The following is a 14,433-nucleotide window of genomic DNA, read 5'->3' on the forward strand; positions in this document are numbered from 1 at the left end:
GTCCGCCACTAAGATTTAACAAGAATCCGCCGAAGCCTCATCAGCGTTAAATCTCCGTTCGACTTGCATGTGTTAGGCACGCCGCCAGCGTTCATCCTGAGCCAGGATCGAACTCTCACGTTTAAAAGTTTGATCTGGCCAGAACTCAAGCTTGGCTTTTTGTTCTGTCCGTTATTTACTAATTTTGTTCTGAATAAATTCTCTTGGAATTTTTCAGGGTTGCATTACTGTTTATTTGTCAAGGTTCTTAGTTGTTGTAGCTCTCAGCCGCAACTCATTTAGAATAGCATAGCTTTAAGTTTCTGTCAACAACTTTTTTAATTTGTTTTCCGAAGTTTCGATTCGCAGTTACTGGGACAAAGCCTCATCAGTAGGTAACTGCCCTCTCCGCAACGGGCAAAAGTTATTATAGCAAAGCACTTTTCCAAATGCAACATCTTTTTTTAGAAATTTTCAAAAAGTTTATAACCCACTATATATAGGCCACTAAAGCTGCTTTGACCGCAATCTGTAGTTCGATATTATATGCTTTCTTCAATATTTCAATATCGGTTATATTCCTTTCAAGTGCATATATTTGAGCAGGGCCAATATTTGGAAGGCACCTGAAATATATCAAAACCATATTTTGTCCTGGTGAATAGGATTGAGTAGAAGGCGGTCAGTCTTCCTACTCGTCTGCGAGCCGCTGGTCAGCTTAGCTGACATATTTCATATCAGCGGCTCTGCAATACAAAAAACTCCTTAGGAATAATCCTAAGGAGTTATGTGCTAAACGGAGAAAGCGGGATTTGAACCCGCGCACCGCGTGAACGGTCTACACCCTTAGCAGGGGCGCCTCTTCAGCCACTTGAGTATTTCTCCATGCCTGAATCCCTCTACCAATATGTGGTTTGAATTCTATAGCTTGCATCTGTAAATCATCAGACGCAAATGTAATTATACAAAGGTGCAAAGGCTTTGTCAATTCTTTTATGGTAATTATTTGTCGTAAAGATTCGTTCCATCTGAATCTATTACTACTATTACAGGAAAATCTTTTACCTCAAGTCTTCTAATAGCCTCTGTTCCCAGATCATCATAGGCTATGACTTCTGCCTTAGTTATAGCTTTTGACAATAACGCGCCGGCTCCGCCAATGGCTGCAAAATATACTGCTCCATTCCTCATCATTGCATCAATTACTTCTTGTGATCTTTTTCCCTTACCTATCATTCCTGCAAGTCCAAGATCTAACAGCTTTGGCGTATACTTGTCCATTCGACTTGCTGTTGTCGGCCCAGCAGAACCTATAGGGCGGCCTTCTCTTGCAGGAGAAGGCCCCATATAATATATGAGATTATTTTTTAACTCTATGGGTAATTTCTCGCCTCTATTCAGAGCTTCATCCATTCTCTTATGTGCAGCATCTCTGGCTGTATAAATAGTTCCAGTGATATACACCATATCTCCAGCCTTTAGCTGTTTAATTTTTTCCATGTCTACAGGAGCATTTATCTTTATTTCCATATCATCCTCAAAAATGCTAGTGTAACGCATTTATATTTCTCAAGAGAAAAATAGCTACACTAATTGTGTTTTATCCTATGAAATACCTTATTGATCCTTTAGGTGTTAGCCATTACATTTCCAAAAAGTATACCGGCTTGTTTGCCTCTGAACACCCAAATCAGATAACCTTTGATACATGTCGATTCACATGACAACAGATGTTTACAGCTACCGGAAGACCTGCTATGTGGGTAGCGTAGGTATTAATGTTTACAGCAAGGGCCGTAATCTTTCCTCCAAGACCGGCTGGTCCTATGCCAGTCTCATTGATCCTATCAAGTAGCTCTTCTTCCATTTTGCAAACATACTCAATGTCTGAATGTTGGCCTACAGGTCTTGTAAGTGCTTCTTTGGCCATCTCAGCGCATTTTTCAAATGTGCCTCCTATGCCCACTCCCACAACCATAGGTGGGCAGGCATTAGGCCCAGCATCCTTAACAGCTTGAACAATAGCATTTTTGACGCCTTCTTCACCATCAGCAGGCTTGAGCATAAACACTCTGCTCATGTTCTCACTTCCAAAGCCTTTAGGCGCACAGGTAATAGATACTTTATCTCCTTGAACGATGTTGTAATGAATAACGGCAGGGGTATTGTCGCCTGTATTCTTGCGTATGAGCGGATCTCCAACTACAGATTTTCTGAGATATCCTTCTGTATATCCTTGTCTGACTCCTTCATTAATTGCATCTGTAAGACTACCGCCAACAAAATGAACTTCCTGCCCAACATTTACGAAAAATACAGCCATTCCAGTGTCCTGGCATATTGGAATCATATCCTCTTTAGCAGTCTTAAGATTTTCCTCAAGTTTAGAAAAAATATTCTTGCCAAGCTCAGACTCTTCCTGTTCCTGTGCTCTTGAAAGTGCAGTTCTCATATCATCTGACAGTGTATGGTTGGCATCAATGCACATTTGCCTAACTATCCCTGTTACTTCAGCAACATCTATTTCGCGCATTCAAAGGTGCTCCTTATAGTTATTGATCTCATCCTAAGATTTCGTTCTTGATTGCTACAAGCTCATCTGCAGAAGGACTTGTAGGCTTCCAAAGTATATGCTGTCCATCATTTTCATATCTTGGAATAATATGCAAATGGAAGTGCATAACTGTCTGTCCTGCTGCCGCTCCATTGTTCTGCACAAGATTAAGGCCGTCACAGCCAAGTTTTTTCTTCATAGTACCTGCAACTTCCTGTGCCACCTTTACAGCTCCCATCACTGCTTCCTGTGGAATATCAAAAAGATCTGCGTAATGCTTTTTGGGGAGTACCAGCGCATGGCCCTTTGTAGCTGGCCCGTTATCAAGAATAACTCTGAAATCATCATCCTCATAAATTGTATTTGATGGTATCTCTCCATTTGCTATTTTACAGAAAATGCAATCACTCATTAGACTATTCCCTCCATGTCTTTTCTATTATTAAACATAATGATATTGATCATACCCATGATAAATCCTGCCAAAAAACCACCCAAATGTGCTTGAGTATTGGCCTGAGCCTGAAAAAAACAGGCTTCCACTACGAACATAAGAAGTAACACGAGCCTTAATAGCATAGACTTATCTTTGGCTAATGACTTTCTATTTATCACAAGCCATACAACTAAAAATCCAACAATTCCCATTGTGGCGCCACTAGCACCAAGAGATATTCTATAATTGGATTTGACTATCTCGTAATACATTGACATAAGATTGCCAGAAAGACCGGCAATGATATATAAGAAAAGATATGCCAAATGTCCAAGATAGTGCTCTATTACAGCTCCTACCAATAGCAAAACCATCATATTATTAAAAAGATGATTGATATCCCAGTGCATGAACATCGAGGAAAAGAGCCTGTAATATTCGCTATTTCCAACGACAAGTGCTGTATCCATAGACGCCTTTGCGTTTAAGGAACGCATCACGGTGTTATTTAATGTAAAGAGAATCACATTTATAATGACAAGCGCTAGTGTAACATATGAAGTTTTATAGATTTGCTTCTGTTTTTCATAAAAGGCTTCATCTATACCAAATTTATTATCCTGCATATCTATGTTTGAAAGCTGTTATTCAGCCATTAGATCAAATAGCTGATCCATGCTGCGAAGAAGCTTAAAATCTCCCTTCATCTTGATGCTGCCTGCCATAAATGCTCTCTGGAAGGTCATTCTCCCCTCAAGAACATCCTCTAAGACCATCTGATCAGAGGTGATAATAACATCGCAGTCATCGTCATTTCCTACATGACAATCACATTTGCTATTGTCAACGTCTATAATTATAGGCTTAGACTTAGGATTATCCTGCACAATTATCTTGTATTTAGCACGAATCCCAGCTACCGGAGTGAATTTCTTGTTCAGCCGCTTTACATATTCTTCTGTGTTTCCGACACTGCCGTCTTCTTTGCCCATCTTATCTCTAAAGATACTGGCAAGTTCCTGTATGTCTTCCTTTTGTGTGCGAACATAATTATCATCAGATGCATATTCTGAAAGCTGCTCTGATTCCTGAGGTGTAAGATCTATACCTTTTGAAGCTGCAACTTTATTTATCACAGCTTGATTACTCGCGGGAAAGACTGCCATTTTTTGATTAATGGTTCGGTAAATGTTCTCAGTCTTTTTCTCAATTATCTTGGAATACTCGGTGCTGTTCTCAAGCTTGGTAGTGTCAGCTATGTATCCGCACATTCCATCACAAGGAAGTCCCCCTAGCATTTCCCATGCTGCTGCCAGGCTCATCATTCCTTCTCGCTCGCCATGAGTAGTAGACATGACAACAGGAGCCATGTAAATTCCCTTTATTCTGTCTTTATCTCCATATAGCCAGCAGGCATCAAGAAACTGCATAAGATAGCCGCCCACCCCATACCACTCAACTGTTGATGCTAGTATTATTCCGTCTGCATCCTTGAGCGTATTAGGAAGCGCAGTAATACCATTACGCTGCTCATATAGATTGTATTGCTGAACTTTAACATTTAATTCTTGTAGAACTGCTTCGATCTGTGAGATAACGTACAGAGTTGGATCATCAATGATTCCTCTGCCGCCGTAATAGATATTAATCTTCATGGATACCCCTCCAACCAGTTAAGGGTATTATACCACAATTATAGGGCAAATCACCTACAGTCAAAGCAAATTCTACCGATTCTGACCTCATCCCCCTCTTCAAGTCCTATCTCTTTTTGCGGAGTGATTTTTAGACCATTTCTAAACGTTCCATTTGTTGAATTGAGATCAACGATTGAAATACCGCCTTCCTCATTTTGCATAAATCTGCAGTGAATCCTTGATACACTCATATCATCTAGCACCTCATCAACGCACCCTGCCATTTTTCCTACAGTCAATGGGAGTTTGTCCAATGAAATCCTTATAGTCTTGTCTGTATTTCTACTATATAAAGTAAATGCTTTATCGCTGTCCTCTTCCTGAGATAGCACTACTGTTTCACCGCATGATGGCCTTGTACTGGCAACATGCCTTGGTCTCTTGCTATATGATGTTACATTGACTTTATTCTTGTAGCTGTCGACATCCACATAAGTATCCATAATCTCCTCATCATTGAATTCTTCGCAATCTTCAAACTGATTGTAGTCCTCATCTTCATCCATATCTTCCAGAGGCTTGATATCCTTTTTGTTTTTGTTTTTCTTTTTCCATGACAAGCTGACATTTGCATCTTTAAATCCATTGATAAATGCCACAAGACCAGTTACAACAGATACTACAATAACTATTATTGATAATAAATTTTCTTCTTTGGACAAAATGTAATTCATGCGTACATACATCATGATAGCTAAAAGGATCAGAAACAGAATTCCAAATATGATCTGAACCTTGCCACTGGCTTTTTGGACTTTGTGCTTTCTGATGTCTTCATTCTCTTCTTCCTCATCCTCATCAAGATTAAGTGCTCTATTGTCAAATTCTATAAATTCCTGAGTATCTTGGCTCTGCTCTATTTTCTCAATAGGTTCTTTTACATATCTTTTATCCTCGAGAACCTGTTCGATACAGTCAATGGCCAGCATGCTATCCATCTCCGCCTTCTCAGCGCATGAATATATCATCTCTACAGCTACCTCATCATCATGATCAACCAGTTCCACTAGTTCATCGATGAATCCTGCAAAATCTGCCTGTTCCTTCTTGAAAGGGCAATACATGAATTTAAATTCACCAGTAGACAGATCAGTAAAAACGCTTTTTGCATCAAGGACTACATTTTCCATGCCAAGCAGATATTCCGATAGGCTCTCTAATGAATTCTTAAGAGATGTCAAAAGCTTCGCAAGCTGTTCTGCATCCATTCCTCTTACAGAAAATCTGTCGCGAATATTCTGCATTGAGTTTATCTCATAGTATAAATAGTTTTCATTATTTATAGTTCTCATGTTGCATGTCAAAAAACCTGATAACTTGCCTTTTTCCAAAATTCTTGCCTGATAACTTTCAATCTTTTCCCGTGAGTTATTGTCTTGTTGAACTATCAGATAGTTATGCTTTAATTCTCTATAGTATCTGTATTCCATAAATCCTCCTTAGTAGCGATATCCTTAATTCTTTTTACAGTTCTGATATGGTCAGAGTATTTTCTTTTTCTGGCAGTGGACTTTGTCTCAATTTCCCAACCTTTTTTTGGTTTTAAAAAAAATCTGCCCATAGCCCCATGGCGAGTTGTGGTTTTTCCTGTAACAGTTATTTCTTTTCCTCTAGTTTCTCCATCAAATACTGGCTTAGCATTACCAAAGTACTTATTTCCTGCTACCATCTGGCTTTTGTCCATGACAGTTTGCTGCATATCTTCATTTTCGGCTGTTGAAGCGCGAAAAGCCAGAATATAACTATCTTGCGCCAGCATGCATCTTGCGTACATGTAATTTGTGAAATATATGATGAGTATGAATACGCAAATTGTCATTGGCACTATGAAAGATGCCTCTACTGTCATATATCCTGAAAGTTTACGCAAACATCATCACCCCCATTCCCAATGTCAAAAAGGGAACAAAGGCAATCTGTGTCTTTCTGTTTCCCTTTCGACACACTAGGATGAATATGGATAGAATATTGGTCACAAACAGCCCGGCAAAACAGCCAAGTATCACGTGCTCAAGTCCAAACACCGGCCCAACAGCCATGAGAATAAGGCCGTCCCCATACCCGACTTCTTCCCTGGTTATTCGTCCTATGATCAACATAATGGCCCCAGGTAAAAGAGATAAGAAAGAGTCTGGCAGTCCTTCACCCATATAGAACCTTATGCCGGTTGATAATAGCGCTAATAGACCACAGACTATGATGGCTTTCATCGATATTTCTTTTTTCTTAATATCCTCATATGCTACAAGTAGCATGATTACGAGGGTTAGTATTTTTATAGTTATCAACATTTTATCCACATCCACTACAGGGACTTTTTCCTCCTACTTCTGATATTGGTATCGTATATATTTTTCTTTTTATTCCCGGGCAATCAATCGTTGAATGATACCGTTCTCCATAATCAGTAATAAAGACATTTCCGCCCGCAACGCTCTGTCCGCAATATTCACAGGGATAATATTTAGACTGATCCTTATTGCGCTCAGCTCCTATCTGCGAATAGGAAACACTCTTGATGCTTGGCTTAAGGTATTTACAGCCAATGTCCCTGTGATAAACACTGCCATGCTCGGTAACATATACCATTTCTTCTGCCAGACTAGCCTCAACATCACTACCCACAATGTCATATCCTGTCCAGGCATGGCCATAATATCTTGATTCCACCAGAAACGATCTAAAGCCAATCAAGGAAATGATGGGATGCACTCTATAGTCAATAACAATGTCAACTATGTCGTTACCCATCATTATCTTTGACGAGAGCATGTTTTTTATGTCTATCCCATCTGTTACTGCCGTATTTGCAAGTTTTTGATCAAGTCTCTTTTTTAGCTGGTAATATACATATCCATTTAGTCCGCCTGTTTCCATTATTCGCAGAGCATCGTTTTCTGGTTCCACCAGCTTTTCTCCCTCTCTCATATCAAAAGCCAGAATGCAAGCATCGTTGCCCACCTGGTGCAGAGTTGCTTCCATCTCAGACTGAATCCTGACTATATCTATGGCAGCGATGATATTTACAAAAAAGAATATGAAAAGAGGCAGTGCAATAGATGCCTCCAGTGTCATAGAAGCAGATAAAGACACTTCTTTAAGAGTTCTGATTGTCTGGAGTATACAGTTATCTTTTATTTCTTTTTTGTGTTTGTGAATTTTAAAAAAAGAAGTGCCCTTAACTCCCCCCATGACACTGTTTGGTGGATTTTTATCTCTCATATCCATAAATTCTCTCTATTCCTACCTCATATCCATATTTGGTGCCCACTTCAAGCTGCGCTCTAAATACATCAACGCAATAATCCAGCTTGAAACCGGCATTTCCTTCTGTTTGCCGTATATCCATTTCCATGATGTCCATCATTCGCTTTGTCTTTTCCAAATGGCTTGTCATTAAAAGCTTGATTCTCAGGTAGTCCTCGTAAAGAAGTCCTTCCTGGTTGTCCTGACTGCCCAGATGATCTCGGAAAGAGAACATATTCGAAAGACTAAGCTTCCAGGTTTCATCTGATTTAAACAAGGGAACACGTCCTCCGGAAAAGAGAATGTGAAGATCTGAAATGGATTCCGCAAAAGTCCAGGCAAATAAAATTGAGTACTTTATCGCATCGGCAAGCTCTGGAACAAACAGAATCACTGACAGGGCTGTTGCTATTGCTTCGGCCTCTGACACTTTTTCCTGGCAGCTAAAAAGATAGATCATATTTGAAGCCTGTCTCCAAAACAGTAGTGTTTCAGCCATTTTTTCCAAATTGCCATAATCACTGTTAAGACCATAGATCAGATATTCCAGCTGGTACTTTAACTGGGCCTTATCCATTTCTGCACCGTATCTACTGCATTTTTCATAGTAATACTGATCCAGGATAAGCTTTTGTACTGCAGTAATACCCATTTGATCATCGAGGCCAGTTCCCTTATTAAGATTTCTATGGGACGCATACTCAGACAAACTGCAAACCGACTCCGAAATACCGCTTTTATCAGGCAACGCCAGGTTTAACGCCCCTATTCCTCTCTGAGAGTTGACCACATCTGCAGGATTACCGATTGAAATAATTTCCTTTTTTCCATCTTCTTTTTCTATTTCAGGAAGTTCCGTGGAATCTATTATTTCCTGGTTCTCACTTGCCAGAGCGTCAACATCTGTGGAATCAAGGCCGCCTGACTGAAGGCTGCTGGCATTTGATGAAACTTCTCCCATCAAATACCCAATAGGTTCTCCTGCCATATAAGCCAGTATCTGTCTGTTTAGCACAGCGCCATTGTTATCAGTTGCTACGCTATAGCCAGATATCTTAACATCTTTGCAGTACATAGCTGTCATAGTCTGGGCATTAAGGATTCCTCCTGCTGTGCTTCTTTCAAAATTTTTTTCTGCATAGTGCCTTAAATGATCCTCTAGATTTTTGATTGATGGATTCCCGGTTCCATAAGATGTATCCACCATCAAAAGTCCGTACTGCTCATATAGTTCTCTGTTGTACTCTGCCAGAACCGAGTTCATAGCAATATCTGCTACACATTCTGTCTTCATTCTCACAGCACCTATCCTGGCTCCCTGATAGAGAGCCAGTACCAGTGACAAAATGATCATTATAGACAATGATAAAAAAACTGTTATGTATCCTTTAGTTTGTGATTTCACGAGTTTCTGCCCTTATTGTCTTAAATATGTCTTCAACGATTCCTGAAATCTGCTTCTTGAACACAATAACAAGTCCAATTAGTACAACGATAATCAGAATGACTTCTACTGTTCCCATTCCGGATTCATCATTCCAGAACGCCTTTACTCCATTTGAAATTTTTGTTCCTAAATTCTTTGCCTTAATCTGTAATTCTTTCATTATTATTTCCTCTTTCTTTTTCATAATTTAAAATGTCATATACGCTGGAATCATGATAATTATCATCACAATAAGCAGCATTAGTATCATAGGTAATAGGAGTCTTGTTCCAGCCTCTTCTCCTGCTTTTCTTGCCAGATCAAGTCTGTCATCAAATGCTTTTTCTGACTCCTCTGAAAGCAGCTTTAAAAGCTCACTATTTCCCTTTCTCAAATTCTGGGACAGCAAGGTACTAAGTCTTGTATACTGCTGCCCACCACATCTTCTCCCAAAATCCTCATACACCGCAGTCTCGGATTTTCCCATTTTCATTTCTCTAGTGCTTTTTGTAAGTTCCTCATATGCATAACTCATGGGAGCACCTTTTTTTCTTTTACTGGCATAATTCTCTGACAGTTTAGAAAAGATATTTCTCATGGTCATTCCAGCCCCTAGATATAAGACTATCTGCGAAACAATTCCTGGATATTCTCTTATGAGCTTTGCATTTCTATCATCAATCTTTTGCTTTAATTCTTTATCCTTCATTACAAAAGTTGCTGCACCACCTACCAGCATTAGGAGAAGTAGCAGAAGACTATTGTCTTCTTTTATTTCACTCCAGCTTAATTTTTCTTCTTTGTACTTCTCCGGTAGTTCCATGCTTCCTTCATACCTGCTTACCTCATTGCTGGTATTTAGCAACTCTTCAATGTCGTTTTGAATGATCTGGGCCGGCGAAAGTTTTTTGGGTATTACTTTCGCATATATTACCTGCTCCCACTTGTGATCATCGTAAGTATAAGTGGCGATCAGCGTAATAACTGTGCCCTCCGCAGAGACATTTGAACAGTCTATCTCTCCGTCATATTTGCAAATATCATGATCATCTACATTCCAGGTTATCTCGAAGGGGTACCCATCAATTTGCTTTATCAGCATTAGATTGTCATTTACTTTTTCTAAGCTCTCGTTCTTTCCCAGAATCTCTTTTTCTAGTTTTGAACTTGCTTCTTTAAATAAGGCATCTGCTTCTTTTTTGGTGTACTTTCTCTCCCCTACTTCTACATGAAATTTTCCAAGCTTCGTTCCATCTTCAGTTTTGGCTACTAGCTCAACATCTCGCTGCCCCTCTCCTGGAAGATATCTCTCCACCTGCCCACTTTCCTTTAGTGCTCCATCAAAGTTTCCTGAAAGGTATAGCACAAGAGAAAGGATGCTACCGCAAAATGCAAGTAGCAGAACTATACTGATCTTTTGGGCATAGTAATAACTGGTTGCCTTATCCAAATCCTTGCTTCCACCAAGTGTTGTCAGGTATCCTCGAACCTTCTGATCCCAGGAAATATGCCTCTTGCCACGTACCTTTTGATATATGAAAAGAGATACCTTAAATAATTCTTTTGATATACCCTCTTCGTTTATATCTTCATCAAGTTCCATATTTCTTGCTATTATCCAGATAGAAAAAACCAGCACTGGAATAATAAAATAAATCAAAATCATTCTTTAAATTTCCTTCTTTAAACAGAGATATTTACTATGCGCTCAGACAGAACGTACGAAATGCAATAGATGACCATACAAACAGTCATTAAGATTATTCCAAAAAAATTGTGATATAAAGCATCAAAAAAACCTGGGCTTGTCAGACTTATATAGAAGATGATAAAAAACGGAACACAGTTCATTATCCTGGCTTCAAGCCTTTTAGCGCTGACTAGAACATCTATCTCTTTTTCAACATTCATCTTCCTTGAGATAACATCTATAGTCCGCTGGATAATGTCTGTCATGTTTCCGCCACTTCTTTTCGCTACAGAAAAGACCATTGCAAAGTCCTGGATGTCTGTATTTCCTGTTTCTTTTCCCATGCCATAGATAAGCTTTTCAAGAGGAACACTGTTTTTTAGCCCCTTACTGATCCTTGCAAGATAAAAAGAAATATCGCTGTTCTTACCATACAGAAGTTCCATGTCTCTTCTTGCTTCCATAAATGCATTCTCTATAGAGAAGCCTGCCTTCAGACTCGTTAAAACAGAAAAGATAGCATCCTTAAACTGAATTCCAATCTGTCTGCATCTTTGCTCACTTTTATTTTTCTTTTGGATGATAACCCAAGGGATTGCTATCGGCGATAATAAAGCCACCGCAAGATACGAGTCGAAAAATAATCTCCCAAACATTAGTGCGATCAAAGCTCCCTGAATCCAGAAAATGGCATCACTCTTCTTAGGATGATAGCCTAAGACCTGCTGCCTCAAGCTTTTCAGTATTCTTAAGTTCACCAATTTTCCTCCATTCTCCCTTTATCTTTAAGTCTGTAGACTCAGCGCTTTCGCAGAATCTAAAAAGTGGGTTAAGTGCAATTCTGCCATTATCATCAAGTTCTTTTTCCACTTCACTTATTTCCAGCACTTTTCTCGATCTGTCCCTCAGTCTTCCAAGATGTATTATAATGTCTATTCCTGCTGAAATCTGGCCTCTTACCGCAGACAGTGGTAGTTCCCCCATTCCCATAAGACTCATGGTCTCCAGTCTGTACAGCATGTCTGAAGCACTGTTGGAATGACCTGTTGACATAGCCATATGACCGGTATTCATAGCCTGCAGCATGTCAACACATTCTCCTCCTCTAACCTCACCAACGATGATCCAGTCTGGTCGCATTCGCAGAGATGACTTAATAAGATCTCTAATGGTAATTGGTTTGCATCCTTCTACATTGGCGTTTCTGGATTCCAACCGGACAAGGTTGGGTACTCCCATTATCTGAAGTTCTGCAGAATCTTCTATCGTAAGAACTCTTAGATCCTTTGGAATAAAATCTGATAATGCATTGAGAAATGTGGTCTTACCAGAACCTGTGCCACCAGAAATAAAGACGTTATAGCCTGCCTTTATTAAGATCTTTAGATAATCTCTAAGAAAAGGAGATAAAGAACCAAGCTCTATGAGCCTTGCCATGTCTATAGGTTTATCCGGAAATCTTCGAATAGTGATGATCGGACCATTAAGTGCGACAGGGCCTAGCACGATATTCACTCGGCTACCATTTTCAAGTCTTGCATCCACTATTGGCTGCGACTGATTGACGACTCTATTGCAGGATGCAACTATCTGCTGAACAACATCCTCAAGTTTGTCACTTGATTCAAATCTTCCATCAAACTTAAACAGACTTCCATTTTTCTCGATGAAGATATTTTCAGTACCATTTACCATGATTTCTGTGACTGTAGGGTCATCTACCAGTTGCTGAAGGATATCTAGTTTTCTTATAGAATGAAAAATCTGCATTCTGAGCCTTTTTCTATCCTCCACGGATATAGCGACATGCCTTAGCCTTTCAGATAGTTCTTTATCCACAAGTACGTACATTTCTTCGTCAGAGATATCCTTGGAGTAGTCTATGCAGCCCATGACCTTTTGTCTGACAGATCTTTTTATCCCATCAAATCTTTCTTCCATTCAAAAGTCCCTCCCGGGCAAGTAGATAATAAACATACCCATCGTATTCCTGCTTGTCCCTAATATCCGGAAGCTGGCATTTTATGGTCTTTTCAATTATATCCTCAAGTTCGCTTTTCCTAAGGACTTCATCGTACATCTGCACAACTCTGTTATCCCGCAAGTTATCCCTTGTTATTGTGAATATCTTTTCACTTGAAGATGCAATATCAAAAAAACCACCTGGAAGCTCTGTAAGATCTACAACAATGTTGTCATATCCACATTCATCAGTCAGTAGCCTGTACAGATCCATAACCTTTTCAAATCCGATTTCCTTAATCTGCATTGCAGTCTTGGCTGGCATTATGTAGTCCACGTTGTTCTTGGTCCTTTTTATCTTCTCAAGGAAAAGTCCGAATTTCTCCCTTTCGCAGTCTGCATAATAAATCAGATCCGAAATATCTTCTTCATAGTCAATACCAAGATAATCCGGAAGTGTAGAAAAACTTTCAAAGCTTAGAAAAACTGTCTTGGAATCCCTGGCCAAAAGTTCTGCAATATTTACTGCCAGAGTTGTCTGTCCACACTTAGAAAGTGGTGAATACAGGCTGATAACTCTCCCTTTTCCTGAGGCTGTCTGCAAGCTAAGGCCATTCAAACTGCTTGAATCTTCCATGCAAAAACCAATAATGTTATCCACAATACTGGACGCTGACTGGTACTTATCCACATATTTAGTTGTCAGCTCATCTCCATCTCTAACCACGCTGCTTCCGCCAAGGCCTTCATCAAGGATTAGTATATTTCTGAGGCTTGAGAAAAGTTTGCATTCACCTAGCTCTTCAAGCATGCTTTCCGCTATCATCAGAAGTTCAACTGTGTTCTTTCTTGCAAATTCCTCCATGATCTTAAAATCAGTAAAAGAGAAAATTTCAAAACCAAGATGTAAATGGCTCCTTAAGTACTCATCAAGTCTTCTGCAATAAAGCTCATCGCTATCGCAAATAACTAATTTTAGCTTTTTCATACCAATCCTCCCAAAACAAGTACTGCACTCAAAAGGACAGGTACTGCAAAATGTAGTGTTTTCTTTTCTCTCTTAAAAATAATAATTACCAGTGAAATGGCTCCTGCAATCAGGAAAGAAAATAAGATACAGGAATATAATTCCTGAAATGATAAAAAAGATGCTGTAGACAATAACAGTTTAACATCTCCTGCCGCAATCCCTTTAACGAGATAGACCGGCATGAGCACCAAGAAGGTGGCTCCGACACCCGTAAGCGCATTTAGAAACCTGTCTGGTCCCTGGCTCAGGGCTAAGATAAGTCCAGTTAATAGACCTGGAATTATCCAAACATTATAGATCTTGTCTTTATACAGATCGGTAAAAACTGCTCCGCCTAAAAACAAGAGTAAAACCGCTCTTATTATGATCCACTCCTTTCAAAGATTTTTTCGAGCTCGCGATTAAAGAATTTA

At 39.5% G+C, this 14,433-nt stretch carries 16 protein-coding genes, 1 tRNA gene and 1 rRNA gene; all 18 read right to left on the reverse strand.

The genetic code is table 11. The features are described from left to right. Positions 1 to 123: ribosomal RNA gene (locus tag G631_RS0109260) — 16S ribosomal RNA — on the reverse strand; the annotation flags it as partial. A gap of 653 nt (positions 124 to 776) precedes the next feature. After that, positions 777 to 864: transfer RNA gene (locus G631_RS0109270), tRNA-Ser, on the reverse strand. A gap of 117 nt (positions 865 to 981) precedes the next feature. Beyond that, entirely contained in the window at positions 982 to 1,509 is a 528-nt protein-coding gene (locus G631_RS0109275; protein ID WP_026489196.1) for a Fe-S-containing hydro-lyase, read from the reverse strand. 160 nt (positions 1,510 to 1,669) lie between these two features. Then, positions 1,670 to 2,512 (reverse strand): fumarate hydratase, encoded by an 843-nt coding sequence (locus G631_RS0109280; RefSeq protein WP_026489197.1) that lies wholly within the window; start codon positions 2,510 to 2,512, stop codon positions 1,670 to 1,672. Between the two features lie 28 nt (positions 2,513 to 2,540). Beyond that, positions 2,541 to 2,945 (reverse strand): HIT family protein, encoded by a 405-nt coding sequence (locus G631_RS0109285; RefSeq protein ID WP_026489198.1) that lies wholly within the window; start codon positions 2,943 to 2,945, stop codon positions 2,541 to 2,543. Then, positions 2,945 to 3,439, reverse strand: coding sequence for a rhomboid family intramembrane serine protease (locus tag G631_RS0109290; protein WP_176757124.1), 495 nt, complete (start codon positions 3,437 to 3,439; stop codon positions 2,945 to 2,947). Before G631_RS0109290 ends, G631_RS0109285 begins: the two co-directional genes overlap by 1 nt. A 174-nt stretch (positions 3,440 to 3,613) precedes the next feature. Then, the gene (locus tag G631_RS0109295) at positions 3,614 to 4,624 is read right to left on the reverse strand and encodes an SCP2 sterol-binding domain-containing protein (protein ID WP_026489200.1); all 1,011 of its coding nucleotides are present in this window, start codon (positions 4,622 to 4,624) and stop codon (positions 3,614 to 3,616) included. Between the two features lie 50 nt (positions 4,625 to 4,674). Then, positions 4,675 to 6,096, reverse strand: coding sequence for a DUF6382 domain-containing protein (locus G631_RS20235; protein ID WP_051197094.1), 1,422 nt, complete (start codon positions 6,094 to 6,096; stop codon positions 4,675 to 4,677). After that, complete coding sequence (locus tag G631_RS0109305; RefSeq protein WP_026489201.1) at positions 6,069 to 6,536, reverse strand: pilus assembly protein; 468 nt, start codon at positions 6,534 to 6,536, stop codon at positions 6,069 to 6,071. The genes G631_RS20235 and G631_RS0109305 overlap by 28 nt, the downstream gene beginning before the upstream one ends. Beyond that, a complete protein-coding gene (locus tag G631_RS0109310; protein ID WP_026489202.1) occupies positions 6,529 to 6,972 on the reverse strand; it encodes a prepilin peptidase in 444 nt (147 codons plus the stop codon). Before G631_RS0109310 ends, G631_RS0109305 begins: the two co-directional genes overlap by 8 nt. After that, the gene (locus G631_RS20240; protein WP_155833907.1) at positions 6,959 to 7,888 is read right to left on the reverse strand and encodes a hypothetical protein; all 930 of its coding nucleotides are present in this window, start codon (positions 7,886 to 7,888) and stop codon (positions 6,959 to 6,961) included. The genes G631_RS0109310 and G631_RS20240 overlap by 14 nt, the downstream gene beginning before the upstream one ends. After that, positions 7,878 to 9,206 carry a DUF5702 domain-containing protein gene (locus tag G631_RS0109320; RefSeq protein WP_155833908.1) on the reverse strand — a complete coding sequence of 443 codons (1,329 nt, stop codon included), beginning with the start codon at positions 9,204 to 9,206 and terminating at the stop codon, positions 7,878 to 7,880. The genes G631_RS20240 and G631_RS0109320 overlap by 11 nt, the downstream gene beginning before the upstream one ends. A gap of 94 nt (positions 9,207 to 9,300) precedes the next feature. Further along, on the reverse strand, positions 9,301 to 9,519 hold the full coding sequence (locus tag G631_RS21460) for a Flp1 family type IVb pilin (protein WP_035789599.1): 219 nt from the start codon (positions 9,517 to 9,519) through the stop codon (positions 9,301 to 9,303). Between the two features lie 27 nt (positions 9,520 to 9,546). Further along, positions 9,547 to 11,004, reverse strand: a complete 1,458-nt coding sequence (locus G631_RS0109330) for a type II secretion system F family protein (RefSeq protein ID WP_026489205.1) — start codon at positions 11,002 to 11,004, stop codon at positions 9,547 to 9,549. A gap of 17 nt (positions 11,005 to 11,021) precedes the next feature. Further along, entirely contained in the window at positions 11,022 to 11,786 is a 765-nt protein-coding gene (locus G631_RS18750) for a type II secretion system F family protein (RefSeq protein ID WP_155833909.1), read from the reverse strand. Next, complete coding sequence (locus G631_RS0109340) at positions 11,731 to 12,969, reverse strand: CpaF family protein (protein ID WP_026489206.1); 1,239 nt, start codon at positions 12,967 to 12,969, stop codon at positions 11,731 to 11,733. The genes G631_RS18750 and G631_RS0109340 overlap by 56 nt, the downstream gene beginning before the upstream one ends. Then, positions 12,953 to 13,978: a hypothetical protein gene (locus G631_RS0109345; protein ID WP_026489207.1), complete on the reverse strand. Its 1,026-nt coding sequence runs from the start codon at positions 13,976 to 13,978 to the stop codon at positions 12,953 to 12,955. Before G631_RS0109345 ends, G631_RS0109340 begins: the two co-directional genes overlap by 17 nt. Next, positions 13,975 to 14,364 carry a prepilin peptidase gene (locus tag G631_RS0109350; RefSeq protein ID WP_026489208.1) on the reverse strand — a complete coding sequence of 130 codons (390 nt, stop codon included), beginning with the start codon at positions 14,362 to 14,364 and terminating at the stop codon, positions 13,975 to 13,977. The genes G631_RS0109345 and G631_RS0109350 overlap by 4 nt, the downstream gene beginning before the upstream one ends. Positions 14,365 to 14,433: the final 69 nt, after the last annotated feature.

This window comes from Butyrivibrio sp. XBB1001 (assembly GCF_000424505.1).
In the GTDB taxonomy this organism is placed as follows: Bacteria; Bacillota; Clostridia; order Lachnospirales; family Lachnospiraceae; genus Butyrivibrio.